General features: G+C 59.2%; 29 protein-coding genes and 3 pseudogenes. 15 read left to right on the forward strand and 17 right to left on the reverse strand.

The genetic code is table 11. From position 1 onward, the window contains the following. Positions 1-179 precede the first annotated feature (179 nt). The gene (locus tag R1A29_RS16225) at positions 180-743 is read right to left on the reverse strand and encodes a helix-turn-helix domain-containing protein (protein ID WP_085711410.1); all 564 of its coding nucleotides are present in this window, start codon (positions 741-743) and stop codon (positions 180-182) included. Between the two features lie 85 nt (positions 744-828). On the opposite strand from R1A29_RS16225, the gene R1A29_RS16230 reads away from it, so the two are divergent. From R1A29_RS16230 to R1A29_RS16260, 7 genes are all read left to right on the forward strand, one after another. After that, on the forward strand, positions 829-1,767 hold the full coding sequence (locus tag R1A29_RS16230) for a DMT family transporter (RefSeq protein ID WP_438298899.1): 939 nt from the start codon (positions 829-831) through the stop codon (positions 1,765-1,767). A 106-nt stretch (positions 1,768-1,873) separates the two neighbouring features. Beyond that, the gene (locus R1A29_RS16235; protein ID WP_438298900.1) at positions 1,874-4,774 is read left to right on the forward strand and encodes a monovalent cation/H+ antiporter subunit A; all 2,901 of its coding nucleotides are present in this window, start codon (positions 1,874-1,876) and stop codon (positions 4,772-4,774) included. Next, entirely contained in the window at positions 4,774-5,118 is a 345-nt protein-coding gene (locus tag R1A29_RS16240) for a Na+/H+ antiporter subunit C (protein ID WP_003192163.1), read from the forward strand. Before R1A29_RS16235 ends, R1A29_RS16240 begins: the two co-directional genes overlap by 1 nt. Continuing rightward, a complete protein-coding gene (locus R1A29_RS16245; protein WP_085731959.1) occupies positions 5,115-6,794 on the forward strand; it encodes a monovalent cation/H+ antiporter subunit D in 1,680 nt (559 codons plus the stop codon). Before R1A29_RS16240 ends, R1A29_RS16245 begins: the two co-directional genes overlap by 4 nt. Then, positions 6,791-7,279 (forward strand): Na+/H+ antiporter subunit E, encoded by a 489-nt coding sequence (locus R1A29_RS16250; protein ID WP_114883726.1) that lies wholly within the window; start codon positions 6,791-6,793, stop codon positions 7,277-7,279. The genes R1A29_RS16245 and R1A29_RS16250 overlap by 4 nt, the downstream gene beginning before the upstream one ends. Further along, entirely contained in the window at positions 7,276-7,554 is a 279-nt protein-coding gene (locus R1A29_RS16255; RefSeq protein WP_003225959.1) for a K+/H+ antiporter subunit F, read from the forward strand. Before R1A29_RS16250 ends, R1A29_RS16255 begins: the two co-directional genes overlap by 4 nt. Then, a complete protein-coding gene (locus R1A29_RS16260; protein ID WP_438298901.1) occupies positions 7,551-7,967 on the forward strand; it encodes a Na+/H+ antiporter subunit G in 417 nt (138 codons plus the stop codon). The genes R1A29_RS16255 and R1A29_RS16260 overlap by 4 nt, the downstream gene beginning before the upstream one ends. Here the strand turns inward: R1A29_RS16260 and R1A29_RS16265 are convergent. Further along, positions 7,913-8,350, reverse strand: a pseudogene (locus R1A29_RS16265) (DUF3995 domain-containing protein); the annotation flags it as partial. The gene R1A29_RS16260 and the pseudogene R1A29_RS16265 overlap by 55 nt on opposite strands. A 94-nt stretch (positions 8,351-8,444) precedes the next feature. Here R1A29_RS16265 and R1A29_RS16270 point away from each other — a divergent pair. Continuing rightward, the gene (locus tag R1A29_RS16270) at positions 8,445-8,831 is read left to right on the forward strand and encodes a DUF2946 domain-containing protein (RefSeq protein WP_438298902.1); all 387 of its coding nucleotides are present in this window, start codon (positions 8,445-8,447) and stop codon (positions 8,829-8,831) included. A gap of 93 nt (positions 8,832-8,924) precedes the next feature. After that, positions 8,925-11,057, forward strand: coding sequence for a TonB-dependent receptor (locus tag R1A29_RS16275; RefSeq protein WP_438298903.1), 2,133 nt, complete (start codon positions 8,925-8,927; stop codon positions 11,055-11,057). 38 nt (positions 11,058-11,095) lie between these two features. Here R1A29_RS16275 and R1A29_RS16280 read toward each other — a convergent pair whose 3' ends face one another. The 3 genes from R1A29_RS16280 to R1A29_RS16290 all read right to left on the reverse strand — a co-directional run bounded on the left by R1A29_RS16280 (position 11,096) and on the right by R1A29_RS16290 (position 12,910). After that, complete coding sequence (locus R1A29_RS16280; RefSeq protein ID WP_438298904.1) at positions 11,096-12,109, reverse strand: ABC transporter substrate-binding protein; 1,014 nt, start codon at positions 12,107-12,109, stop codon at positions 11,096-11,098. Positions 12,110-12,236: 127 nt separating this feature from the next. Continuing rightward, positions 12,237-12,434, reverse strand: a complete 198-nt coding sequence (locus R1A29_RS16285; RefSeq protein WP_119427404.1) for a hypothetical protein — start codon at positions 12,432-12,434, stop codon at positions 12,237-12,239. A 5-nt stretch (positions 12,435-12,439) separates the two neighbouring features. Further along, positions 12,440-12,910 carry a hypothetical protein gene (locus tag R1A29_RS16290; protein WP_085711422.1) on the reverse strand — a complete coding sequence of 157 codons (471 nt, stop codon included), beginning with the start codon at positions 12,908-12,910 and terminating at the stop codon, positions 12,440-12,442. A 406-nt stretch (positions 12,911-13,316) separates the two neighbouring features. Here R1A29_RS16290 and R1A29_RS16295 point away from each other — a divergent pair, with 406 nt between their 5' ends. After that, on the forward strand, positions 13,317-13,565 hold the full coding sequence (locus R1A29_RS16295; protein WP_438298905.1) for a hypothetical protein: 249 nt from the start codon (positions 13,317-13,319) through the stop codon (positions 13,563-13,565). A gap of 6 nt (positions 13,566-13,571) precedes the next feature. Here R1A29_RS16295 and R1A29_RS16300 read toward each other — a convergent pair whose 3' ends face one another. The 3 genes from R1A29_RS16300 to R1A29_RS16310 form a co-directional block, all read right to left on the reverse strand. Next, positions 13,572-13,772, reverse strand: coding sequence for a hypothetical protein (locus R1A29_RS16300; protein WP_134826374.1), 201 nt, complete (start codon positions 13,770-13,772; stop codon positions 13,572-13,574). 113 nt (positions 13,773-13,885) lie between these two features. Then, positions 13,886-15,490 carry a methyl-accepting chemotaxis protein gene (locus R1A29_RS16305; RefSeq protein WP_438298906.1) on the reverse strand — a complete coding sequence of 535 codons (1,605 nt, stop codon included), beginning with the start codon at positions 15,488-15,490 and terminating at the stop codon, positions 13,886-13,888. A gap of 228 nt (positions 15,491-15,718) precedes the next feature. Further along, positions 15,719-16,123, reverse strand: coding sequence for a TraR/DksA family transcriptional regulator (locus R1A29_RS16310; protein ID WP_007935965.1), 405 nt, complete (start codon positions 16,121-16,123; stop codon positions 15,719-15,721). A gap of 412 nt (positions 16,124-16,535) precedes the next feature. Here R1A29_RS16310 and R1A29_RS16315 point away from each other — a divergent pair, with 412 nt between their 5' ends. The 4 genes from R1A29_RS16315 (at position 16,536) to R1A29_RS16330 (ending at position 19,313) form a co-directional block, all read left to right on the forward strand. Then, on the forward strand, positions 16,536-17,141 hold the full coding sequence (locus R1A29_RS16315; RefSeq protein ID WP_438298907.1) for a glutathione S-transferase: 606 nt from the start codon (positions 16,536-16,538) through the stop codon (positions 17,139-17,141). A gap of 2 nt (positions 17,142-17,143) precedes the next feature. After that, positions 17,144-18,250 (forward strand): DNA alkylation repair protein, encoded by a 1,107-nt coding sequence (locus tag R1A29_RS16320; RefSeq protein WP_438298908.1) that lies wholly within the window; start codon positions 17,144-17,146, stop codon positions 18,248-18,250. A 44-nt stretch (positions 18,251-18,294) separates the two neighbouring features. Continuing rightward, on the forward strand, positions 18,295-18,795 hold the full coding sequence (locus R1A29_RS16325; RefSeq protein ID WP_438298909.1) for a DUF3916 domain-containing protein: 501 nt from the start codon (positions 18,295-18,297) through the stop codon (positions 18,793-18,795). 137 nt (positions 18,796-18,932) lie between these two features. Continuing rightward, positions 18,933-19,313: a GFA family protein gene (locus R1A29_RS16330; protein ID WP_438298910.1), complete on the forward strand. Its 381-nt coding sequence runs from the start codon at positions 18,933-18,935 to the stop codon at positions 19,311-19,313. Positions 19,314-19,361: 48 nt separating this feature from the next. Here the strand turns inward: R1A29_RS16330 and R1A29_RS16335 are convergent, their stop codons facing one another. The 3 genes and pseudogenes from R1A29_RS16335 to R1A29_RS16345 form a co-directional block, all read right to left on the reverse strand. Next, positions 19,362-20,018 (reverse strand): DUF2931 family protein, encoded by a 657-nt coding sequence (locus R1A29_RS16335; protein ID WP_438298911.1) that lies wholly within the window; start codon positions 20,016-20,018, stop codon positions 19,362-19,364. A 10-nt stretch (positions 20,019-20,028) separates the two neighbouring features. Next, on the reverse strand, positions 20,029-20,682 hold the full coding sequence (locus R1A29_RS16340; RefSeq protein ID WP_438298912.1) for a DUF2931 family protein: 654 nt from the start codon (positions 20,680-20,682) through the stop codon (positions 20,029-20,031). After that, positions 20,682-22,224 (reverse strand): annotated as a pseudogene (locus tag R1A29_RS16345) (phospholipase effector Tle1 domain-containing protein). The gene R1A29_RS16340 and the pseudogene R1A29_RS16345 overlap by 1 nt, the downstream one beginning before the upstream one ends. Before the next feature lie 51 nt (positions 22,225-22,275). On the opposite strand from R1A29_RS16345, the gene R1A29_RS16350 reads away from it, so the two are divergent. Beyond that, complete coding sequence (locus R1A29_RS16350; protein WP_438298913.1) at positions 22,276-22,743, forward strand: hypothetical protein; 468 nt, start codon at positions 22,276-22,278, stop codon at positions 22,741-22,743. A 68-nt stretch (positions 22,744-22,811) separates the two neighbouring features. On the opposite strand, the gene R1A29_RS16355 is transcribed toward R1A29_RS16350, so the two are convergent. The 6 genes and pseudogenes from R1A29_RS16355 to R1A29_RS16380 all read right to left on the reverse strand — a co-directional run bounded on the left by R1A29_RS16355 (position 22,812) and on the right by R1A29_RS16380 (position 26,049). Continuing rightward, a complete protein-coding gene (locus R1A29_RS16355) occupies positions 22,812-23,174 on the reverse strand; it encodes a DUF6124 family protein (protein ID WP_438298914.1) in 363 nt (120 codons plus the stop codon). 413 nt (positions 23,175-23,587) lie between these two features. Then, positions 23,588-23,917 (reverse strand): antibiotic biosynthesis monooxygenase family protein, encoded by a 330-nt coding sequence (locus R1A29_RS16360; protein WP_438298915.1) that lies wholly within the window; start codon positions 23,915-23,917, stop codon positions 23,588-23,590. Next, on the reverse strand, positions 23,914-24,909 hold the full coding sequence (locus R1A29_RS16365) for a zinc-dependent alcohol dehydrogenase family protein (protein ID WP_438298917.1): 996 nt from the start codon (positions 24,907-24,909) through the stop codon (positions 23,914-23,916). The genes R1A29_RS16360 and R1A29_RS16365 overlap by 4 nt, the downstream gene beginning before the upstream one ends. A 63-nt stretch (positions 24,910-24,972) precedes the next feature. Then, positions 24,973-25,274: pseudogene (locus R1A29_RS16370) on the reverse strand (ArsR/SmtB family transcription factor). 30 nt (positions 25,275-25,304) lie between these two features. Then, positions 25,305-25,820 (reverse strand): N-acetyltransferase family protein, encoded by a 516-nt coding sequence (locus R1A29_RS16375; RefSeq protein WP_438298918.1) that lies wholly within the window; start codon positions 25,818-25,820, stop codon positions 25,305-25,307. A 13-nt stretch (positions 25,821-25,833) separates the two neighbouring features. After that, positions 25,834-26,049, reverse strand: coding sequence for a DUF4287 domain-containing protein (locus R1A29_RS16380; RefSeq protein WP_438298919.1), 216 nt, complete (start codon positions 26,047-26,049; stop codon positions 25,834-25,836). Between the last annotated feature and the right edge of the window lies 1 nt (position 26,050).

A 26,050-nucleotide genomic window follows, 5' to 3' on the forward strand; every position in this document is an offset into this window, starting at 1 on the left:
GTTTGATTTGAAGCGGTCATGTGAGGCGACTCCGTGGTTCCGGATGAGGATCCACAACCCATAGCAGGAGTCATGCCTGAATATATTTTCTTTATGTATCAATAGATTGAGATGCAAACCTAAAGCAATCTGCACGCAGAAAAGAACAAACTGTTCAACTGCTGTCGGCCCCGCAACAGTCAGATCACCACATTACGCACAAAGCGCGCCGCGACTTCCCCATCGTTGCGATAGGTGTGTGGCTGGTTACTGGCGAACATGAAAAATTCCCCGGCGGCGATGTGCTGCGGCTGGTCGCCGAGCATCAGGGTCAGGCAGCCCTCAAACACGAAAATCTGTTCGCTCCAGCCTTCGGCATCCGCTTGCGAGGGATAGACCTCCCCTGGTTGCAAACACCATTCCCACTGCTCCACTTCCCGGGTGGCCGCTGCCTTGGACAACAGCACCGCTTTGCTGCCTGGAATGCTGCCGGCCCAGGCCAGTTCGTTGATCCGGCTCGGGTCGCGATTGTCCGGGGCCTGGATCAGATCGCTGAAGGCCACTTCGAGGGCTTCGGCGACGCGGTCGAGGGTGGTCAGGCTGACGTTTTTCTCGCCGGCTTCTATCGCCACCAACATGCGCCGACTGACCCCGGACTTTTCCGCGAGAGTCGTCTGGCTCATATCGGCAGCGTGGCGCAGGCGTCGGACGTTCTGGCTGACGTGTTGCAGGACCGAGGCCCGCTGAACAGAATCTTTGTGCACTATATTGCTCACTGGCTGGGGTTGGGCAGTATACTGCGCAACATTTGGCGCATTGTGCGTCCCCTCTTCAAAAGTGCGCAAGATCATGACGTCAGCCAGCTCCCCCCAAACGCCCCTGCGGTTTTCCCGTTTCAGCAAAGCCGAGTGCGTGCTGGTCCTGATCACCATGCTCTGGGGCGGCACCTTTCTGCTGGTGCAGCACGCGATGACCGTCAGCGGTCCAATGTGTTTCGTCGGCCTGCGCTTTGCCGCAGCGGCGAGCATCGTGGCGCTGTTTTCGTGGAAGCACCTGCGTGAGCTGACCCTGTTCGAAATCAAGGCCGGCGCCTTCATCGGTGTGGCGATCCTGCTCGGTTATGGTTTGCAGACCGTTGGCTTGCAGAGCATTCCGAGCAGTCAATCGGCGTTCATCACCGCGCTTTACGTGCCGTTTGTGCCATTGCTGCAATGGCTGGTGCTGGGCCGGCGTCCGGGTTTGATGCCAAGTATCGGCATCATGCTGGCGTTTACCGGGTTGATGCTGCTGTCGGGGCCATCCGGCGCGTCATTGAATTTCAGTCCCGGGGAAATCGCCACGCTGATCAGCGCCATCGCCATAGCGGCCGAGATCATCCTGATCAGCACCTATGCGGGCCAGGTCGATGTGCGCCGGGTGACAGTGGTGCAACTGGCAACGACTTCGGCATTGTCGTTTCTGATGGTGGTGCCGACCGGTGAGGCGATTCCCGACTTTTCCTGGCTGCTACTGAGTACAGCCCTGGGCTTGGGCGCGATGAGTGCGGCGATTCAGGTGGCCATGAACTGGGCGCAGAAAAGTGTTTCACCTACCCGCGCGACCTTGATCTACGCCGGTGAGCCGGTGTGGGCCGGGATCGCCGGACGGATTGCCGGCGAGCGTCTGCCAGCGATTGCGCTGGTGGGCGCCGGGCTGATCGTGGCGGCGGTGATTGTCAGTGAGTTAAAGACCAAGGGCAAAGCGACACAAGCGGTCACAGAAGAGTTCGAGCGCGAGACACAAGGCTAAGCGGGGGTTTTACGACTACCTTGTAGGATTCAGAGACATCCTCGCGTTTGGCGATCCGGGAGCTGGCACGTATGATGCTTCACAAACTTCCGCAGATTAGAAGCCTATGTCCCTGATAGTTCTACTGCTTCTGCCTTTTGTGGGCAGCTGTCTGGCAGCCGTGCTGCCGCACAACGCACGTAACGCCGAATCCCTGCTGGCAGGCCTGGTCGCCCTGATCGGCACTGTCTCGGTCGCCTTGCTGTACCCGCAAATCGCCCACGGCGGCGTGATCCGCGAAGAATTCACGTGGTTGCCCAGCCTGGGGCTGAACTTCGTCCTGCGCATGGACGGCTTCGCCTGGCTGTTCTCGATGCTGGTGCTGGGCATCGGCACCCTCGTTTCCTTATATGCCCGTTATTACATGTCGCCGGATGACCCGGTGCCGCGTTTCTTCGCGTTCTTCCTGGCCTTCATGGGCGCCATGCTCGGGCTGGTGATCTCCGGCAACCTGATCCAGATCGTGTTTTTCTGGGAGCTGACCAGCCTCTTCTCGTTCCTGTTGATCGGCTACTGGCACCACCGTCACGACGCCCGGCGCGGCGCCTACATGGCGTTGATGGTCACTGGCGCGGGAGGACTATGCCTGCTGGCGGGGGTCATGATCCTCGGCCATGTGGTCGGCAGCTATGACCTGGACAAGGTCCTGGCCGCCGGCGATCTGATTCGTGCACATGCCCTCTACCCCATCCTGCTTCCCCTCATTCTCATCGGCGCCCTCAGCAAAAGCGCCCAGTTCCCCTTCCACTTCTGGCTGCCCCACGCGATGGCGGCGCCGACACCGGTTTCGGCCTATCTGCACTCGGCGACCATGGTCAAGGCCGGAGTCTTCCTGCTTGCGCGATTGTGGCCGTCGCTGTCCGGCAGCGAAGAATGGTTCTACATCGTCAGCGGCGCTGGCGCCGCCACTCTGTTGCTCGGCGCGTACTGCGCGATGTTCCAGAACGACCTCAAGGGCCTGCTGGCCTACTCGACCATCAGCCACCTCGGCCTGATCACGTTGCTGCTGGGCCTGAACAGTCCTCTGGCAGCGGTCGCCGCGGTGTTCCACATTCTCAACCATGCGACCTTCAAGGCTTCGCTGTTCATGGCCGCCGGGATCATCGACCACGAAAGTGGCACCCGCGACATCCGCAAGCTCAACGGCCTGTTCAAACTGATCCCGTTCACCGCCACCCTGGCGATGGTGGCCAGTGCGTCCATGGCCGGCGTGCCGCTGCTCAATGGTTTCCTGTCGAAAGAGATGTTCTTCGCCGAAACCGTGTTCATCAACGCCACCGCGTGGGTTGAAGCGACGTTGCCAATCGTGGCGACCATCGCCGGTACGTTCAGCGTTGCCTATTCGTTGCGCTTCACCGTCGACGTGTTCTTCGGGCCCACCGCCACCGACCTGCCTCACACCCCGCACGAGCCACCACGCTGGATGCGCGCACCGGTTGAGCTGCTGGTGTTCACCTGCCTGCTGGTCGGGATCTTCCCGGCCCAGATCGTCGGCCCGTTGCTGGCGGCCGCCGCGCTGCCGGTAGTCGGTGGCGTGCTGCCGGAGTACAGCCTGGCGATCTGGCACGGTCTCAACGCCCCGATGATCATGAGCCTGATCGCCATGTCCGGCGGCATCGTGGTCTATCTGCTCTTGCGTAATCAGCTCAAACGCGGTCGCTTCAAGTTCCCGCCACTGGTGGGCCGCTTCAACGGCAAGCGTCTGTTCGAGCGCAGCCTCGTCGCGATGATGCGTCTGGCTCGGCGACTGGAGCGGCGGATCGGTACCAAACGCCTGCAAACCCAGCTGTTCCTGATGGTGCTGGCGGCGGTGCTCGCCGGTCTGATCCCGATGCTGCACAGCAGCCTGAGCTGGGGCGACCGGCCGAAAATTCCGGGCTCCATCGTGTTCGTGACCCTGTGGCTGCTGGCAATCGCCTGCGCCCTCGGCGCCGCGTGGCAGGCCAAGTATCACCGTCTCGCCGCCCTGACCATGGTCAGCGTCTGTGGTCTGATGACCTGCGTGACCTTCGTCTGGTTCTCGGCGCCGGATCTGGCCCTGACGCAACTGGTAGTCGAAGTGGTGACCACGGTACTGATCCTGCTCGGCCTGCGCTGGCTGCCACGGCGGATCGAAGAGGTTTCGCCGTTGCCAAGCAGTCTGCGCAAGGCCCGTGTGCGTCGTCTGCGCGACTTGCTGTTGTCGATTGCCGTCGGCGGTGGCATGGCTTTGCTGTCCTACGCGATGCTTACCCGGCAGACACCCAACGACATTTCCTCGTTCTACCTGAGCCGCGCCTTGCCTGAAGGTGGCGGCAGCAACGTGGTCAACGTGATGCTGGTGGACTTCCGTGGCTTCGACACCCTCGGCGAAATCACCGTACTGGTGGCCGTGGCGCTGACCGTGTTCGCCCTGCTGCGCCGCTTCCGCCCGCCGAAAGAAAGCCTGCAACTGCCAGCCCAGCAACGCCTGCTGGCGCCGGACGTGGTCACCGATCTGGTCAACCCGCGTTCGGCCAGCGACACCGCGCTCGGCTTCATGATGGTGCCGGCGGTGCTGGTGCGCCTGTTGCTGCCGATTGCACTGGTGGTGTCTTTCTATCTGTTCATGCGTGGGCACAACCAGCCGGGTGGCGGTTTCGTTGCCGGTCTGGTGATGTCGGTGGCGTTCATCCTGCAATACATGGTCGCCGGCACCCAGTGGGTCGAGGCGCAAATGAGCCTGCGACCGTTGCGCTGGATGGGTACCGGACTGCTGCTCGCCACGGTCACCGGTCTCGGCGCAATGCTGGTGGGTTATCCGTTCCTCACCACGCATACCTGGCACTTCAGTCTGCCGGTGCTGGGCGATATCCATATCGCAAGTGCATTGTTCTTCGACATCGGCGTGTACGCGGTGGTGGTCGGTTCGACACTGTTGATCCTCACCGCCCTCGCCCACCAATCGGTCCGGGGTCACAAAACCGCTGCCATCAAAGGAGCCGTCTGATGGAAGAAGTCATCGCAATCGCCATCGGCGTACTCGCTGCGTCCGGGGTCTGGCTGATCCTGCGACCACGGACGTTCCAGGTGGTCATGGGCCTGTGCCTGCTGTCCTACGGCGTCAATCTGTTCATTTTCAGCATGGGCAGCCTGTTCATCGGCAAGGAGCCGATCATCAAGGACGGCGTACCGCAGGACCTGCTCAACTACACCGACCCGTTGCCCCAGGCACTGGTACTGACGGCCATCGTCATCAGCTTCGCCATGACCGCGCTGTTCCTCGTGGTATTGCTCGCATCGCGGGGCCTGACCGGCACCGACCACGTTGACGGTAGGGAGCCCAAGGAATGACGGCGATGACACACCTGATCGCCGCACCGATCCTGCTGCCGCTGCTGACCGCCGCCATCATGCTGATGCTCGGCGAAAAGCACCGGCCGCTGAAGGCGAAGATCAACCTGTTCTCCACCATGCTGGGCCTTGTGGTTTCCCTGCTGTTGCTGCAATGGACCCAGACCACCGGTGTACCCGGTTCCATCGGCGTCTACCTGCCGGGCAACTGGCAAGTACCATTCGGCATCGTGCTGGTGGTCGATCGGCTGTCGGCGTTGATGCTGGTGCTGACCGGGATCATCGGCGTCAGCGCCCTGCTGTTCGCCATGGCCCGCTGGGATGGCGCCGGATCGAGCTTCCACGCGTTGTTCCAGATTCAGTTGATGGGCCTGTACGGCGCGTTCCTGACGGCGGACCTGTTCAACCTGTTCGTGTTCTTCGAAGTGCTGCTCGCGGCGTCCTACGGTTTGCTGCTCCACGGCTCGGGCCGGGCGCGGGTGTCGTCGGGGCTGCATTACATTTCGATCAACCTGCTGGCCTCGTCGTTGTTCCTGATTGGCGCGGCGCTGATCTACGGCGTCACCGGCACGCTGAACATGGCCGACCTCGCCATGAAGATTCCGCTGGTGCCGGAAGCCGACCGTGGTTTGCTGCATGCCGGCGCGGCGATTCTGGCGGTGGCGTTCCTGGCCAAGGCCGGGATGTGGCCGCTGAACTTCTGGCTGGTGCCGGCCTATTCGTCGGCCAGCGCCCCGGTGGCGGCGATGTTCGCGATCATGACCAAGGTCGGCGTCTACACCTTGCTGCGCCTGTGGACGCTGCTGTTCTCCGGACAGGCTGGCGCTTCCGCCTACTTTGGCGGCGACTGGCTGATCTACGGCGGCATGGCGACCATGCTTTGCGCCGGCGTGGCGATCATCGCCGCACAGCGCCTGGAACGCATGGCCAGCCTGAGCATTCTGGTGTCGGCGGGGATTCTGCTCTCAGCGGTGGGTTTCGCCCAGCCGAACCTTATCGGCGCTGCGCTGTTCTATCTGGTCAGCTCGACCCTGGCACTGAGCGCACTGTTCCTGCTGGCGGAACTGATCGAACGTTCGCGCACCGCCGTCGAAGTGCCGCTGGAAGACGAAAACGAACTGCTGCCGCGTCCGCAGCAATGGCAGCCGCCGGTCAAGGGCATCAACCTCGACGATGACCAGAAAGCCGTGGTCGGCCAAGTGATTCCGTGGACCATGGCGTTTCTCGGTCTGAGCTTCATTGCCTGCGCACTGCTGATCATCGGCATGCCGCCGCTGTCGGGGTTCATCGGCAAGCTGAGCCTGATCGGCGCCCTGCTCAATCCGTTGGGGCTCGGCACCGGCGAACCGATCTCGAATGCTGCATGGGCGTTGCTGGCACTGTTGATCCTCACCGGACTCGGCTCGTTGATGGCTTTCTCGCGACTGGGCATCCAGCGCTTCTGGTCGCCAGAGGAGCGCCCGTCGCCCGTGCTGCGCAAACTGGAATGCACGCCGATTTTCCTGCTGCTCGGCCTGAGCATCGCCCTGACCTTCAAGGCTGAACCGCTGCTGCGTTACACCCAGGCCGCCGCAGACGCGTTGAACAACCCGCAGCAATACGTGATGGCGGTGCTTGGCACCCGCGCCGTACCAAGCCCGGAAGCCAAGGCAGCGCTGCTGGAGGTGCAACCATGAAGCGCCTGTTTCCTGCTCCGTGGCTGTCGCTGGCATTGTGGTTGCTGTGGCTGGTGCTGAACCTGTCGATCAGCCCCGGCAATTTGCTGCTGGGGGCGGCGCTGGGTTTCTGCGCGCCACTGATGATGCGCAAGTTGCGCCCGCAACAGATCCATATCCGCCGCCCCGGCACAATCCTGCGCCTGTTCCTGCTGGTCGGGCGTGACGTGATCGTCTCCAACCTGCAGGTTGCCTGGGGCGTTCTCAACGCCGGTCGCCGGCCGCCCCGCTCACGATTCGTCAAGGTGCCGCTGGACCTGCGCGATGCCAACGGTCTGGCGGCGCTGTCGATGATCTGTACGGTAGTGCCCGGCACCGTGTGGTCGGAGCTGGCGCTGGACCGCAGCATTCTGTTGCTGCACGTCTGGGATCTGGATGACGAGGCGCAATTCATCGAGCACTTCAAGGTCACTTACGAGCAGCCGTTGATGGAGATTTTCGAATGAGCCCGCTGCTGTCGAATGCGATTCTGCTGACGCTGTTCCTGTTCTCGCTGGCGATGGTGCTGACGCTGATTCGCCTGTTCAAAGGGCCGTCGGCACAGGACCGGGTACTGGCGCTGGACTACCTGTACATCGTCGCCATGCTGATGATGCTGACCTTGGGAATTCGTTACTCCAGCGACACCTATTTCGAAGCGGCACTGCTGATCGCGCTGTTCGGTTTTGTCGGCTCGTTTGCCCTGGCGAAATTCCTCCTGCGTGGCGAGGTGATCGAATGAACGCTGAATTGTCTCTGTGGGTGGAAATCCCGGTGGCGATCCTGCTGGTGCTCAGCGGGGTGTTTGCCCTGATCGGCGCGACCGGTCTGCTGCGAATGAAGGACTACTTCCAGCGCATGCATCCGCCGGCGCTGGCCTCGACCCTCGGCGCGTGGTGCGTGGCACTGGCGTCGATCATCTGTTTTTCCGCGCTCAAGTCCGGGCCGGTGCTGCACGCGTGGCTGATCCCGATCCTGCTGGCGATCACCGTGCCGGTAACCACCCTGCTGCTGGCGCGAGCGGCGTTGTTCCGCAAGCGCATGGCCGGGGACGATGTGCCGGCTGAAGTGAGCAGCCGACGCACCGAGAGCGGCAGCCAGATCCAGGCAACGGCCAACAGCCCGGCTCCCAATATCAGACACAGCGGCGAGTAGACCCAAGTGTCGAGCCGGGCAAACCGCGATCCCTTCACTTCCTTGAAAAAAACCACCAGCTCCGAATCGCCGATCGCCCTCGCGAACATCAACAGCGCAATCGCACTGATCACCCATTGCAACGCCCAGTGATGCACCGGCGAAAACCACCAGCCCACCCTCATGCACACCAGTGCGGCGATCAGTAGCAGGGCCACCGCCACCACCAGCGTGATCCAGCCTGACGGCTTGAACGCCGGCCTGAGGGCCTGCCCGCCGTTATCCACCGGAACCTGCGGTATCACCGCCACGGCCGCCCACTGCCCACCCATCGCCCAATACACATGCATCAGGCTGATCGCCGCAAATATCGTCACCAGCCATTGAGCCAACACAAAGGTCATGGTCGAGAATCCTTTCAAGAGGCTTGAACAAAACATCCTAGCCGGCATTTTTCCATGTGCACGACCGGTCGGCGGTGCGGTAAAGTGCCGCCCCATGAAATTCACCCGTTCCGATCGCTCACTGCTGGCCTGGATGCTCTATTGCTGCGTCCTGTTCAACGTGTTCGCCTGCAGCATCGGTCACGGGCAAATGGTCGGGATGCAGCTCAACGGTATCGGCGGTCAGTTCTGCGCCGTCGACTCGAGCACCCAGGCGCCACTCGCGTCCAATCCCGCGGAAGAAAAACTGCCAACCCTGGCCAAGGCTTTCGGTTGCCCGCTGTGCTCCACCGGCGGCATGGGCCCGGCGTTCAACTCCAGCCTGACGCTGGCGATCCTGCCGGAACAACACAGCCCGCCGCTGCCGGTCATCGTCAGTGCCGACCTCCCTGCCCGCTTCACCTGGCCTTCGGCCAATCCCCGCGCCCCGCCGCTCGCCTGAGTGCCTTTGCCTTTTTGATTTGTCAGCTCACTGCGCCAACGCGCGGCGTTCGCCTGTGCGCTGACTCCTAGACAAGCATTCAGGATTCAATCGATGAAACAACTTACCTTGCTGGCGAGCCTGTGCGGCTGCCTGTCCGTCAACACCTGGGCCCAATCCACCGTGGATCTGGCGCCGATCACCATTGACGGCGAGTCCGCCGCCGAGCCGGGGCTGAGCCTCGACCAGTCCAGCGGCATGGCTTCACGCCTTGGTTTGAGCGTGCGCGACACCCCGGCCTCGGTGGCCATCGCCAATCGCAACGACATCGAGCGTCATGGATCGCAAAACTTCCAGGACGCAGCCAACACCTTGCCTGGCGTCAACGCTAGTGCCCCACCGGGCTTTGGCGGCTTCGTCTCCTATCGCGGCTTTACCAGCAGCCAGATCACCCAGATGTTCAACGGCATCAATGTCTCTGGCGGACTGGCACGGCCGGTGGACTCGTGGATCTATGACCGGGTGGAACTGGTCGGCGGTCCGTCGTCGTTGATCAACGGAGCCGGCTCGGTCGGCGGCTCGCTGAACTACGTGACCAAACTGGCCACTCGCGACGAACAAGTCGCCGAAGGCCGGGTCAGCTACGGCACCTACGACACCACCGAAACCGCGTTCGGCCTCAACCACGCCCTGAGCCAGCCCGGCGCCGACGTGCAGCATTACGCGCGCCTCGACGTCAGCCACAACACCAGCAACGGCTACATCGACCGTCAGGAACGGGATGCCTGGAGCATGGCGTTCTCGTTGCTCAGCGATCTGACGCCGAACCTGTCGCACACCCTGGCCCTGGAATATCAGGACGAACACGAAGACAGCCCGTACTGGGGCACCCCGGTGCTCAATCCCAAGGCTGGCGAACTGAAGATCGACAGACACAACCGCTTCAACAACTACAACGTCGAGGACGGTCGCTACGAGCAGCGGACGATCTGGGTGCGCTCGATCATCGACTACCGGATCAACGACAGCACGACCCTGCGCAACACGCTCTATCACCTCGACAGCCAGCGTGATTACCGCAACCTGGAAACCTACCAGTACAACGCCGACAACAGCGCGGTGAACCGCTCCACGGCCTATCAGGTGCGGCATCAGGGTGAGCAGGACGGCAACCAGTTCGAACTGCGCCACGACAACACCCTGTTCGGCCTCGCCACCACCTGGTCCGGCGGCTTCGAATACAAGGTCAACCAGACCACCAATTCGCCGCTGAATGTCAAAGGCGCCAGCACCGTGGACCCGAACAATTATCGTCCGGGGCACTTCTATGACATTCCGGGGACGAAGCCTGGTTTTGTCAGCGACAAGACCAACGAGGTCACCACCAAGGCGCTGTTCGCAGAGAACCGCCTGGCGCTGACCGACAAGCTTTCGTTGCTCACCGGCCTGCGCTACGACGCCATCGACCTGGACGTGACCAACCATCGCACGGTGACGGCGAGCAACCCGCGCCATCTCAAGCGCAGTTGGGAACCGGTCACCGGGCGTGTCGGCCTGACCTACCAGTTCATCCCGTCAGCTAACGTCTATGTGCAATACAGCACCGCCGCCGAACAACCCAATGGCACTCAGGACTTCGACGTTTCAACGGGCAAGCAATGGGAAATCGGCAGCAAGTTCGACTACCTGAACGGACGTGGGTCGGCGACGGTGGCTGCTTACACCATCGAGCGCAAAGACTTCGCGGTGACGGACCCACTCGACCCGACCAACAGCATTCCGGTCGGCCAGCAGACCTCCAAAGGCATCGAGATCGCCAGCTCCCTGCGGATCACCGACAAGCTGCTGGCCGAGGGCAATTTCGCCTGGGTCGATGCGCAATACGATGAGTTCAACGAGAAGAACGCCGCCGGCGTGGTGGTTTCACGCAAGGGCAACACGCCGACCAATGTGCCGGACCGGGTCGGTAATCTGTGGCTGACCTATGACTTCTCCCCACAGTGGCAAGGCGGGGTTGACGCGCGGTACGTGGCGTCGGTGTATGCGGACAATGCCAACACCATGACCGTGCCGTCCTACACGTTGTTCGGGAGTTTCCTCAGCTACAAGGTCGATTCGCACACCACCGTCACGGGCCGGGTGCGCAATCTGACGAACGAGGTCTATGCCGAATTCGCCCATGTGTCGCCGGCGTATTACCTGGGCACGCCGCGCACCTTTGAACTGGCCGTGCAGACCCGCTTCTGAACCACAGTGGCGAGGGAGCAAGCTCCCTCGCCACACGGCTATAAACCTGCCTGAACCTTGTCCGCCACATCCTTCGGCAACCACGCCTGCCACACATCCGGATGGGCCTTCATGAACGCCTCCGCCGCTTGCCTTGGCGGAGTGTGCTTCTCGCTCATATCAGCCAGTGCCTTGTTCAGATCCTCGATCGGAAAATCGACTTTGCTGAAGAACGCCGCGATCTGTGGGTATTGCTTCTGGAATGGCGCAGACACCCCGATCGACAGCTTCGAAGCCAGTGAACGGGTCGGTTTCGGGTTGGGGTTGTCGGCGTCCGTCAGGGTCTTCCAGGCCTCGGCGTCGAACGGCGGCTCTTCCAGTTGCACCAGTTTGAACTTGCCGAGCAACGGCGTCGGCGACCAGTAATAGAACAACACCGGTTTGCCCCGGCGGATCGACGAACTGATTTCGGCATCCAGCGCCGCACCGGAACCGCTGCGGAAATTGGTGAAGTCATCCTGCAGACCGTACGCCGTGAGCTTCTGTTTGTTCACCACTTCCGAAGTCCAGCCGATCGGGCTGTTGAGGAACCGCCCCTTGCTCGGAGTTTCCGGGTCCTTGAACACGTCCTTGTACTTCTTCAGGTCACTGACACTGCGCAGGTCCGGCGCCAGCGGCTTGATGCCTTTGGCGGTGTCGCCCTTGATCACGTACTCCGGCACCCACCAGCCTTCGGTGGCGCCCTTGACCGTATCGCCCAGGCTGGCGACCTTGCCTTCGGCCTCGGCCTTGACCCACACCGGACTGCGCCCGGCCCACTCCTCGCCGATCACCTGGATGTCATTGTTGGCCAGCGCGGTTTCCAGGGTGATGGTGGTGCCCGGCAACGTATCCGTCGGCAGGCCGTAACCCTTCTCGACGATGATCCGCAGGACATCGGTGATCAGGCTGCCGCTTTCCCAGTTCAGGTCGGCGAAGTGGATCGGGGTCTGTGCCGAATTGGCCGCCGGCACTGCAGCCATCAAGCCCATTGTGGCCAGCCCAGCGGCCAGCAACCGTCGAAATCCGTTCATGCTTTGCACCTCGTGCTGTTCACAGCAATAGCAGGATGGCCTGACAGAAGACCACAAGCCTCTGAATACTCAGTCAACTGACTGTAGACGAGGTTCCTGCTTTTTCAGGGGCATGCCACGGTCGAGGCTACTTTTCAGACATTTCCTGCAAGCGTTGAAGCTCGCGTCTGACCATGCTGGCGTATTCCGCAGGCTGCAAAGCGTAGATCTGCGAGGCGACCCAGCCGAGCCAGGCGCCCTTCAATTCAGCCTTCGCATCGAACAGGCGCCGGGCTTCATCGCGGGCGCTGTCGAGGTTCTGCAAATGGAAATCGGCGCGACTCACAGCCGTCACTCGCTGGCCTTGAAGGTCACCAGTTCACCCTTGCGCCACTTGGCGGCTTTGGCGGTGACGGCTTTCAGGGTCTTGGTCAGGCCTTCCTGCAATTGCTCATTGGCAGCGAACACAGTGACTGCGCTGTGGCCTTCCTTGAACACGATGGCATGGCCGTCGGCGGTGCTGACGAAGGCATAGTCGCCCAGTCCGTACACGGTCATCTTGATCTCGCGAAAACGGATATCCATCTTGCCGCCTTCACGGCTGGGCAATACCGAAGCGCTGAAGTGATCGCCGACCTTGAGCTTGAGGCCGGGCTTGTCATCGACCACCAATGCGCTTTCGGTGTCGATTTCGGCAACGTAAATGCCTTCAGCGTTTTGCTCGGTGATGTAAACAAAACGCGACTGAAACTGCTTGACCAGCTTTGCCCGCAAATCACCCAGCACGAACAAAGCATGCATATCGAGGTTACTGACTGCCAAAGAAACATCCCCACACTTGAAAGAGTGCCACACGCGAAAAACGCGCACGACGTTAAAAACGGCCAGGCCGATGGTATTGCGCAATGACTCGAATAAAAGCCTGAACGGGCAAAGTGCTTGTTCAGCGCGAGGTTCACAAGACTACTGGAATGGCGCTCGCGAAACCTGCAAAGACGTTCTCCAAATGTTGAAGGAAAAAGCTTCACGGTCGGCCAGGGAAAACTGACTACAAACTTTAGGGAAAATACTCACCAAGAAAAGCACTTTTCCGACATATCGCACGCAAAAAATTGCTTTAGATAACGCCATGCCGTCAACAGGTGTTGGCGATTCTAGAGCAGCGACGCTGCTTGCGACTACCCGCAACCGTCTGTAAATGCGGGTCAATCCATGAAAAGGACTTCATATGTGCACTTTGACGCATTTTGCCGCGGCTTACGAACAACCCTTTGTCCTGGATACCCCAGGCCTTGGCACTGACGCCGCACCAGAGTCATGTGGCCGGGAACCGCGGTTTCAAGTGATTCCGGCCGGTAACGCCTTCTTCCATATCAGGGAAAAGTCGACCGGCCGTGTAAGAGGTTTCCGTGAGGATCACAACGCTGCCTGTGCCCTCGCCCGCTCGCTGGAATCACGGGTGGCCCACGATCATTAAACGCAATCAGTGCAGGCTGCCTGGCTCGTCTTTCAACTGCGCGAGCCACGCAGCCCTGCACTCTTCGGCCTCGTCACGACTGGCGAACGCCGTGCCCCGCCGCTCACCGTTGAGCAACACCACCCAGCAGACACTTTGCCCCATCGCACGCAGCCCGGCCGGAACACCGCTGCCGATCATCACCGCGACATCGACTCTGCATTGCATGCTGACCTCCCAACTTCATTAGCTACCTAACTATGCAGGCATATTAATGATTTGGATCAAGAGGAAACAGCAACACGCGCGTACAGCTTCATTGCAATTCCGGCAACAATGCTTCAGCGCGGGTTCTCGGGTTTGTACCCCAGGCGCAGCCCGCCCCAGTGCCGCCCTTTGACCATGATCGGCACCGACAGGTCGTGCATCAGTTCGCCGGTATCGCGAGTGTAGGTCTGCAACAGCACCGGTTGCTGATGACTGCCGCAACGTATGCCGGTGCGATCGGCAAACTTGCGCTTGGTGCGGTTGTGCACGGTATCGGCCTGCACATCACCGGTCAGCGGCTGGCTGAATGCCTGATTGTGGGTCGGTACATAACCCTGCTGCGTACAGGCGATGGCGAACACCAGACCTTCGTGGCGCGGCAGCAAAGGTTCCTGAATCGCCGGCAGCACCTGATCGGTGTAGCGGTCGAAACGGGTCTGGAACTTGGCAGGCTGAGTGTTCGGGATCGGCTGATACTGGCGATCGAACAAGTCCTCGAGACTGATCCGCCCTTGCTCAACATCGGCCTCGAAACGCGCGGCTATCTGTCCCGCACCTTCACGGGCCAGGTCGTAGATGCGCTGGTGATAATCATCCAGCCCGACTTCGGCCAAGCGCTCGCTAATGGTTTCCGCCTGCCCTTCCATCTGCACCGCTGCTTCGGCCAGGCGCCGGGTCTGTTGGTCGCTGATCGCCAGATCGCTGCGCATTTGCTCGATGGCGGTGAACAGACTGTCGAGTTGTTCGCGATTGGTTTCGGCGCCCCGGGCGATTTCGCCGACCTGGTTTTCAACTCCGGCCGCCAGCCGCGCGATGTTTTCCAGGTGCTGACCGGTGTGTTCGACCTGCTCGACACCGGTGTGCAAATCGTCGGAGAGCTGGCGGATCTGCTCCACCACTTGCGCCGTACGCTGCTGAATGTCGGCGACCATTTCGCCCACTTCACCGGTGGCCGTCGCGGTACGAGCCGCCAGACCACGCACCTCATCTGCCACCACCGCAAAACCGCGACCGTGCTCCCCGGCCCGGGCCGCTTCGATGGCAGCGTTCAGTGCCAGAAGATTGGTCTGGCTGGCAATCGACTGAATCACCAGAGTCACGCGCTGAATGTCGTCGCTGCGCTCGCTCAAGGCTTCGATCAATTCGCGGCTGGCATTGGCGCGCTGACTGAGTTGATGCATGCGCGAAATCGAATCCACCAGCTCGGTGCGCCCCGCCGCACTGCTGTGATGGGCTTCGCTCGCGGCGCCGAGCGCCTCGCGGCTCAGCTGGGATGTCGCTTGCTCGGTGGCGATCATCACTTCGGCGTTATTGACGATCTGTGCGGCAGCATCGAGTTGCGATTGCAGCTTGCCGGCCAGCTCCTTGACGGAAAACGCCACGCCGGCGGCTGACAGCGCGTTATGACTGGTGGTGTAGGAAAGGTCGCGAGTCAGCTCGGACATCGCGTTGCTGCTATCGACCGGCTGCGCTTCGGGGACTGCACGGGAGCGCAGGCGCGGCAGCCAGATGATAAGCACCGCCAGCGGCATGTCCACGTATAACGGCCATGCGCCGAAGGTCATCCCGGCCAGCAACAGCATCAGGGCGATGCTTTGCAGGGTCGGCGACAGCCAGCGATTCTTCGGCAAAACAACTGGTGCAGGCAGAGCCGCAACCAGAGATCCATCTCTCGTCATTTTGTTACCCCACGCTTGTTCTCATTGTTGTGACTGCATTAAACGCCACTACAAGGCCATTATCCATGGTCCGTTAGTCGTGGGTCTGTGGCAGGTCAATGGAACGGCACGGGGATTTCCGGCAGACGAGAAAAAGCAAAGATCGCAGCCTTCTGCCGCTTTAAACAAAAGCTGCAGAAGGCTGCGATCTTTTCGCGACGACCCGCATTGAAGGGGTCGCCTCAGGAATCAGGCCTGACGCTGGTGCTTGTCGATCTGCTCGTGACGCTCTTGAGCTTCGATGCAGTACTTGGTGGTCGGGCTGATCAGCAGGCGTTTCAAGCCGATAGGCTCGCCGCTGTCGTCGCACCAGCCAAAGCTGTCTTCCTTGATACGCTCAAGGGCTTGTTCCAGCTGAGGCAGCATGCGCTGGTCGCGATCGATCGCGTTTACCAGCCAGGTGCGCTCTTCTTCCACCGAGGCGGCGTCCGCCGGGTCAGCCGGGGTGTCCAGGCTCTCGATGGCAATACGGTTTTGCTCAATGCGCTCGTGGGTTTCGACTTTCATGTTCTGCAACAGCTCGCTGAAGAAAGCGTGTTGCTCGGCATTCATGTAGTCATCTGCCGGCATGGCCAGCAACTTGTCCTTTGTCATTGATATCTCTATAAAAAAAACGTGCATTAAGGCGAATTAGGGAGCGTTCCGGCGAACCGCCTGCGGTCATCGGAAAGGCATCGTTTATTGCAAACGCCACCCGGCACTCAATTTACGAAGGGGCGGCAGTCTAAGGCCCGTTTGAGGCCTCAGCAACTGTAAATACAGGGAATTTGTCCGACAAAGCCCGGAAAGTGCTCTGACACAGGCCCCACGGCGCTCATCGGAGTGCGTTTATAGCAAGAAATTCAGTCGAGCGGCTGTATATAGAAGACAAACGGCGGATGAGCGGCGCTTTGTCGCATTTCCTTACAATCGCCGACGGCAGAAACAACCCCGTTCCCGGGACTGACAATCGTCCCAACCTCGGCTACGTTATGCCCTCCCCCGGTTTGACTTGAAGGAACGCGTCATGAAACTGATCGGCATGCTGGACTCCCCTTACGTGCGCCGCGTGGCAATCTCCGCCAGGTGCCTGGGGATCGAACTGGAACACGATCCGGTGTCGGTGTTTCGCCACTTTGAGCGTTTCCAGCAGATCAACCCGGTGGTCAAGGCGCCGACCCTGGTCCTCGACGATGGCGAAGTGCTGATCGACTCGACGCTGATCCTCGACTACCTCGAAGCCCTGTCCGGCAAAACCCTGCTGCCCACTGACCTGCCGCAAAGGGTAAAAGCCCTGCGCCTGATCGGCCTCGGCCTCGCCGCCTGCGAAAAAGCCGTGCAACTCTACTATGAACGCAATCTGCGCCCGGCCGACCTTCAATATCAGCCGTGGGTCGAGCGCGTCGAAGGCCAACTCGCTGCCGCCTTCACCGCCCTCGAAAATGAACTGCAAAAACATCCACTACCCACCGATGGCACCCTCCAGCAGGACGGCATCACCCTCGCCATCGCCTGGAGCTTCACCGGCCTGGTCGTTCCCGATCAGATCGACGCCGGACGCTTCCCACGCATCGCCCAGTACACCGCGTACGCCGAATGCCTTCAGGCGTTCATCAGCACCCCGATGAACTGATCATGAGCACAACCGAAACCACCGCCCCGGCCCTGAAAGAAATCTTCAATACCGAACGCCTGCAACACATCGCCAGAGAAATGAGCGCCGTGTACCCGGCGTTCAAGGCCAAGGCCTTTATCAAACACGCCAACGACGGCCTCGCCGACCTTTCGGTCATGCAGCGCATGGCCCGCGTCAGCGAAAGCCTGCACGCCGTGCTGCCACTGGACTACACAGACTCCCTCGCCGTACTGCGCGAACTCGCCCCACGACTGAACAGCGGCTTCGTGAGCATGAGCCTGCCGCACTACGTCGCGAGCTACGGCGCGCACGCATTCGACACCTCGATGGAAGCCCTGAAGTACTTCACCACCTTCGGCTCCTCCGAATTCGCCATCCGCCACTTCCTGCGCAGCGACCTGGAACGCTCGCTGGAACGGATGCACGACTGGACCCGAGACGAAAACCACCACGTCCGCCGCCTCGCCAGCGAAGGCAGCCGCCCTCGCCTGCCATGGTCGTTTCGCCTGGAATCGGTGCAGGCCGATCCGCGCCTGGCCGCCGGGATTCTTGATCGGTTGAAGGCGGATGAGAGTTTGTACGTACGCAAGTCCGTGGCGAATCATTTGAATGACGTGACCAAAGAGCACCCGGAGTGGGTGCTGGATACGGTTGAGGGCTGGGCGCTGGAAAACAAACACACCGCGTGGATTGCGAAGCATGCGTTGCGGAACTTGATCAAACAGGGGGATGTGCGGGCGCTCACTGTTATTGGTGCGGGGGCCAAGGCTGAGGTTGAGTTGCTGGATGTGAAGGTTGAACCGGCGGTTGTGCGGCTTGGGGAGACGATCACTTTGTCATTCACCGTGCGGTCGGTGGTGCCAGTGGAACAGCGGTTGGTGATTGATTATGCGATTGACTATGTGAAGGCGAATGGCGGGACTTCGGCCAAGGTTTTCAAGTTGAAGACGTTGGTGTTGGCGGGGTTTGGGAGTGAGGTTGTGGCGCGGCGGCAGGTGATTAAGGACTTCACTACGCGGAAGCACTATGCGGGGGAGCATGCGGTGCATGTAACGATTAATGGGGAGTGGTTGGGGACGGCTGCCGTTAACATCCTCGTTTCATAAGTATAAAAAATAGTTTGGTCATCAAGCCACATAAGGATATCCCCTTGCGAAGATTGTTCCTCAGTAACAAAAAAGTCCGAAACATCCCCCGTCACCTCCGCTCCTTGGAGCACTGGGCCGCGAGTTTTAGCGGCGAGTTCCATCCTCGCAGCGATGAGCAAGAGCGTTATACACACTGGAAAATCCCGGTACTCAACAACCTCGTTCAAGGTCCGCAAGCACGTATCGAAGTGCAGGCCTTCTGTGTTCAGCAATTGCTCGAAGCAGCGGCTCATCTTTCCCGCGCAGCGGATCGCAGCCAAGGTTACTACCGCATTGCCTGCCTGGTGGTATGGCCCTGGTTACACCAGAGCGAAGTGACAGTGTTCTATGACCGTGAGTACTACTTGAGTTTTCTGGGGCAGCATAACTCGCTTGCCCCGATACACCTGAGCGAAAGGCTTGCGTTGGATGTGCCCGAGAACTTCATTGAGCATGGGCATGATGTAACCCAGGACGATGATGAAGTCGAAGTTCAGTGGTGGTGTATCGGGGAGCACGCCTGATCAGTAACAGCCTGTTGTCCGGGATGCTCCTGGCGAAAGTTTTAATTTCCCGAATCCCAACTTCAGGCATCAAGCGATTGGTCGACTGATCAGACTGAGACGGTTACGCTGACGTTTTTCACCTGAACGGAAAGCGTATGTCAGAGGTGTACCAGGGAAGCTGTTTGTGCGGAGTCGTCGGTTACGAATTAACCACCTCACCAAAAGCAGTTAGCCATTGCCATTGCAGTCAATGTCGTAAAGGTCACGGGGCCGCATTCGCTTCGTACGGCAGTGTTCCGCAAAGCACACTTCGCATACTCCGTGGCTCCGCCAGCATTAAATCCTATGTTTCTTCGGAGACGGTATTACGCGAGTTCTGCTCGGAATGCGGTTCGACTTTGTTCTGGTCACGATCACAAGGTGAGTTTGCCGACTGGGTTTCGATAGCACTGGGCACGCTCGATACGCCGTTCCTGCCTGAAAAGCTGAAGCACGTTCATACCGACACTGCAGCTCCTTGGTATATATCTGTTTAGTCCTCAAAAAGTGGGGATGGATTTTTCCCTACTCCTGACCTTCAAGAATTACCAATTTCCGTACGGAATACCGAATTTATCGATATAGCGCTTGGACTTTTCACTGATCGGATATGCGTAACGCCCTTCATTCTTGCCCTGACTAGGTCCCAACGGCTCGATCTCGGCTTGGGCTCGGGCCACTTTCACCGGATGGTGGCACGAGTCTCTGACCCAAACCTGCACGACACCACCAGGCGCCAGCCCCAGATAGATCGACGCCATATATCTTGCTTTTTGATCAGGCGTCTGCGGGCAACGCTGATTGGTAGATGACACCATCAGTTGCCTGGCCTCCTCAGGAATGTCCACCCAAGCCTGCCATGTCTTCTGCTCTACGATGGATTGCCAGCGAACGTAAATACGAATGGGTAGGTCGGCACCCACTACTTTTCTTCCACTGCCGCCAACGCCCTTCCAGCCCCTTGCGGACTCTGTGCCGTCTTCAGGTTCACCGCCAGCGGCGGTGCCGCCGCCAGTCCTTGAGAAGACTTTGCCGGTGATATCTTGCACAGAGCTGTCTTCCACCCAGACCTTCATGTAATCAGGCTCAATAAAAGCCATCTCCCACCATTCGGATTTGGGGGCGTTTTTGCCGGACAGCGGGTCGGTCGAATGACAGCCAGCAATCAAAAATGCACAAAACAGGGTGATGAATCGCTTCATTCGCTAGTAGCTACCAACTTCCGAAGGGAATGCCGAATTTTTCGATATAACGCTTGGATTTTTCACTGACCGGATAGGCGTAACGTCCCTGATTTTTACCTTGGCTTGGGCCTAGGGGCTCAATTTCTGCCTGGGCTCTAGCCACCTTGATCGGACGGTGGCATGAATCTCTGACCCATACCTGGACAACCCCGCCTGGAGCCAGACCCAAATAAATAGAAGCCATATAACTCGCAGTCTGGTTTGGAGTTTCAGCACAACGCTGGTTGACAGCTGAATACATCAGCTGCCTTGCTTCCTCGGGGATGTCCAACCAGACCTTGTAGGTTTGCGGTTCTACGATGGATTGCCAACGAACAAAAATTCGTTTGGGGAGCCCAGCACCGATCACTGGTTTTCCGGTACTACCTACACCGTGCCAACCTCGGGCGGAGTCTGTCCCGTCTTCAGGTTGTCCGCCAGCGGCGGATCCTCCGCCAGTGTGCGAGAAGACTTCCCCATTAACGTCTTCAACAGACGTGTCTTCAACCCAAACCTTCATGTAATCAGGTTCTGTAAATGCCAGCTCCCACCATGGGGACTTGGGATCTTTTTTTGCCGAAAGTGGGTCGGCGTGACAAGCGGTCACCAACGCTGCGCAGAGCAAGGCTACAAGTAGTTTCATTACCAAAGCGTCCAATCCGGTACGTGGGGATGCTGCACCCGTATTCCATCTGATGTAGGGGCATTAATGTACACCGCACTTATGCCACTACCATCCCTTCTGCCGAGTGGGTGGTTCCAGTTGGCAGAGGTGTGAATGTACTTCAGCTTGAGCATCTGCTCCTCTTGGGCGGTTGTTTCGTAGTTGCCCAAAATAAATCGGTCGCTGAGGTCCTGAAGCTCTGTCGGAATAGATAATTCCGGCGTATCGGGAATGTCGCTGAAACGCACCCCTTTCTCTTTCGCCAGTTTGTGCATCACGCGCAAATAAACTCTCGACAGCATCCCGTTCACTTGGCGCTTGAGCTGCACGCCGACAAATATACGTTTTGTTTTCGGGCCTAATCGATCCTCCGGGTTGCCTGGCATCAGGAGCGCTGGTGGCGTCACAATCTCAAGCAGTTCAGAAGGCCAACCTTTGGCCAACCACTCGTTTCTCACCGTCATGGCGTCCCGGTAAATCGAAGTTGTAACGACATCCGTGCTTACTGACACCAACAATGTCTGCATCGGGCTGACGAGTACACACTCTTCTGCCTCTTCAAGGTAGCCTCCACCGATATCAGAGTGAACGCCCGGAAGAATAATCTCTTGATGGTCAGGCTTCACGCGACTGAGGGCGAAATTGGCCCTGCATTCGTCCCGCGCAACCAGTTGAACGACGTCCGTGAAATAACGCCGGTCAAGATAGAGCTTGATACCCGTTGCAACAGAACTTTTGATATTGCCGAGATTCGACCAACCGGCAATGGAGGGAACGGTATCAAACAAGCCAATAAAGCCCATATTGATATCGCTTTTGTACTGATCACTGAAAGTCGAGCTAAAAGCATCAGCGTTGCTGCGAAGAATGTCGCCTAAGGGGCCCTGCTTGCAGCGCACCACTTCATTGGCGAAATGTCGCGCGGCGGCCGCACCACGGCTAAACCCAAAGGTGTCGAACGTCAGCGAGCTGATTTCACTGCCCGGATTGTCATTCAGTACTTGCCTGATACGTTGCTCAATTGCCGTAAACGAAGACTGAACTCTCCCTGCGACCCCTGTTTCACCTCGCCCGGCACCTGCGCCCAACTTGCTGTCTTTTTTGACCTGCACGAGTGCCGATGCCTTCGATGTAGATCATGCGGGAGGCACGCTTTCGAACTCCCTCACCTTCAGCAATTCGCGGAGCCTCGTACAGATCGCTCAGTTTCTTCACATTGCTGACATCATTGCCATAACTACTATCCGGATCGCTCATATACGGCTTGCAACTGGCATCGATATCTTTAGCCGCAATCGGATGATGAGCGCCGCACAGAAGTCCGGCCGCAGCGTTGTTTGCATTATTCCCCGTACCATCGAAGAACACTCCGATCCGCAGGGCTATGCCGATTTTTTCGGGCGCACGCGCAGGCTCTTTCCCGTGTTTCTCATACTCGGCCCAACGCTGGGCATGAATATCGACGGGTTTGGTGCCGGTGTTGCGATAGTTTTTAGGCGGGTTGGGAATGTAGCCACTCAATCCTTGATTCCTCGTTCTGATCCTTGAGAACGGGCCGAAGGGTGACAGTCGATGCTGGGTGGCGCAAGCCGTGGCCCTGTGCCAGCGCTTGGCTTCATGCAATGGTGGCGCCACGCCATGAATGATAAGGTTCAGCCTCAAAATCACGGACGACACCTCGTGCACAAACAATCTCTTGCTGCAGCCGCGATAACCTTCACCATCAGCCTTTCCGCTCTCGCCTCTCCTGTTCCGCAGGAAGAGCTCGAAGAGTGCCAGCGAATAGAAAACTCGGCCAAACAGGTCATGAAAAGCAGGCAGCAAGGCGTGCCCATGGATTCGGTGTGGGAACTGGCCGAAGCGGCAGGTAAGCAGAACGAGTATGTGGGTGTAGTGTTCAAGACGTTGATCCGCGAGGCGTACGAGATTCCGCAGTACTCAAGCGAGAGCTTGCAGCAGAAAGCGATCAGCGATTTCCATTCCAATTTCTACAAGGCTTGTATCGTGACGGCGCAAAAGCGAGCAGACGCCAACGGCTGAGCTCATCGAACAAAAAAGGGAGCAGATTCAGGTAATGGATCTGCTCCCTTTTTACTTGCGTACAGCCTCTACGCTTTCAGCTCTACTTTATCCAGCGCCTGATTCACGGCCAGCCCTGCGACCATGACCACTTGGGCGATGCCCAGAGCAGTCCTGCGATGAGCGGGCTCGAGGATCGCAGCGAAGTTGCTGAGCATTTCGCTGGCGGAATCGAGGGATTCGCTGGCGTTGGCCAACAGGGATTCGCTGTTGTAGGCCGGGTTGGCCAGGAACATGGGGTCGTGTGTGGTGTGGCTGCCCATGATGCGCTGTTGCGGGGTCAGGTAATGATCGAGCGCGCGTTCGGCGGCTTCGTTCAGGGTTCGGGAGTCGGGGAATTTGTAGGGGGAAACCGGATCGGCTTCCGGGGGATTCGGTGTGGGTTTGATCATGGTGAAACTCCTGATTCTCAATAGGAGCTACCAGCATCACTGCAGATGATGGGTGGCAGCCATGTGCGGGTCTGCAAGACCGGGAAACCAGGCACCCGGCAGACCCGAGGGTCTCCCGCACAAAGCCGCCATTGAGCGGACGCGAACGAGCATCCTTTTGGCAGGCTGTGAGACTGGTTTCCGGCGGGCTTGCAGACCCGATCACTGATGGGCAGTGACGGGAATCAAGTTACGGTCGGAGGTCCAGACGCACAAGCCGGCGGATTCTGTCTTAGGTGTAGGGGACGGCGCAAGGCGCTGTGGGCATCCGGGTGTGACTGAAGGACTGATTTAAACAACCAATGCGCATCACGTTTAACTCCAGACAAAAACCGGACTGTCACCCAGTCCGGCCCTCATCACAAAAGCATGTTTCAGTTTCCGGGCCAAATAGGCTCATCACCTTCACGGGCAGTAAAACCCGCCCCCTCAATGTGATAAACCTGCGGCTCCTCCGAAAAATACCCCTCCAGCCCCAACATAAAGACCCTGTGATCCTCCCCCGCCTCAAACTCCGTATGAGCCTCAAGCGACTCCCACCGCACGATCAGATTGAACCGCTCCGGCGTTTCAATCCCCTGCGCAAGCATGTGCCCGCCGTACCCTGTTGCGCGGCGGAGCAAAGGCGCAACCTCGGCAAGTGCACGTCTGAACTCATCAACACGTTCTTTATAAACGGGCAGCAAAGCGATCTCATAAATCATGACGCATCCCCCATAGAACCCGCACAAAGCGACGGCTCGACCGCAATCGCAATCTTCCCTTGAAGACCGTTATTGGGGCTCTCCAACCGTGCATGGGCCAGCGGAATCTCCGCAAGCGAATACACCGCGCCAACATGTGGCCGCAATTGACCGCGTTCCACCAAGGCACTCAACTCATCGAGCTTGCCGCGGTTCTGGCGGGTGAAAACGAAGTGATAGCTCGCATTCTTGCCCCAGGCCTGAACGAGGTTTTGTGGTTTGGCGATGTCGACGATCGAGACCACGCGGCCGAGTTGTGCCAGGGCGTCGGGGCTGCGCGACAGGGTGTCGCCGCCGATGGTGTCGAACACCACATCCACTCCGAGGCCATCGGTTTCGCGCAGGATGGTGTCAACGTAGTCTTCCTTTTCATAGTCGATGATCACATCGGCGCCCATGCGGCGAACGAACTCGGCGTTTGCTTCGCGTGCGGTGGTGAACACTTTGGCGCCCATCGCTTTGGCGAGCTGGATGGCGACGTGTCCGACGCCTCCTGCGCCGCCGTGGATCAAAATGCTCTCGCCGACTCTGAGCGCTGCCCGCACGATCAGGGCTTCCCACGCCGTCCCGCCCACCAGGCTCAGACTGGCCGCTTCGAGATGGCTCAGCGAGCGCGGCTTTTTGCCGATGATGCTGGCGGACGCCACGTGGTATTCGGCATAGCTGCCGGGGCCGTCGAAGATTTGCGGCGTGTACCAGACTTCGTCTCCGGGCGCGAAAGCCGTCACGCCGGGGCCGACCGCTTCGACTACGCCGGAGACGTCATGTCCGGTGATGGCCGGCAGTTGCACCAGGTCCGGGTAGTCGCCGCGTCGGACCTGGTAATCCAGCGGATTGATCGAGGTCGCGTGTACCCGGACCAGCACTTGCCCCGCTTCCGGCACTGGCTTTGGCACGTCGCAGAGTTCGAACGATTCCGGGTTGCCAAATGATTCAAGCAGCATCGCTTTCATGGTGAATCCTCGTATCGACAATAAGGGATATCGAGATATCTCGATATCATGCGGTAAATTTTTTTACAGCTCTTTCCCTATGACCTCAGCCAAGGCGCTGATGTTGGCTTCATTGCGCTTGTAGTAGGTCCACTGACCGATGCGCCTGACTTCAACCAGGCCCACGCGCTGCAGCGTTGCAAGATAGCCGGACACCGTTGACTGCGAGAGTCCGATGCCCTCTTGAATGCTGCTCACACACACGCCCACCGTGTGAACGTCGCCCTCGTCTTGCGGGGGAAGTTCTTTTCGGGGTCCTTCAAGCCTTTCAGGATTTCAAGCCGTACCGGGTTTGAGAGTGCTTTGAATACTTCGATCAGGTCCATGCCGCGAGAATATCGAGATTGTTCGATATGTCAATACGCTGTTTGACCAGCGGAAAACAGTCCGGCCTGTCTTCTGCTGCGTTTCATATGAATCAACGCCGTCCGCCCTCCACCCGGCGAAGCACGCTCCTCGATATCAAACGGTACAAATCCTAGCGTCGGATACAGCAGCAACCCGGCCGTGTTTTCATTGAAGCAGGACAACTGCACCTCCTTCGCCTCCCAACGCTCGAAGGCCAGCTCAGTCATGGTCTCGACAATAAATCGCGCCACACCTTTGCCTCGGGCGCTCGGCGCTACGATCACATTGCCGATGCAGCAAATGCCCTGGCGCTCGGCACGATAGAAGTTGGCGAACCCGACAATCTCGCCATCCGCCTCGACCACCGTGGAGTCAAACCGCTGACTGATCGCAGCGCTCATTTGCGCTTCCGTCAACGGAAATTCCGCCTTCGGGAACATGAAATACAACTCCTGTACGCCCTGCGGAAAGCCGCAAATCGTTTTGACGTCGACGGCCGTCACTGGCCTGTGTTTCAAGTTCATCGGTGCCCTGCCCTCACTTCTTGCCGCTTGCCAGATGATGAGCGACCAGCGCGTTCGCATGCCCGTGGCCCATGCCGTGTTCGGTCTTGAGCCAGGCGACCAGTTCCATGTGTTTCTTGTCGGTGATGCTGGCCAGCAGCTTCAACCAATGGTCAATCGGTTGGCTGTACTTCTTTTCGATTGAAGGAAAGTAGGATGCCGGGCCTTTTACTTTTGCGTCTTCGGTCATG

It is taken from the genome of Pseudomonas sp. NMS19W, assembly GCF_051554255.1.
GTDB classification, from domain to species: Bacteria; Pseudomonadota; Gammaproteobacteria; order Pseudomonadales; family Pseudomonadaceae; genus Aquipseudomonas; species Aquipseudomonas kribbensis.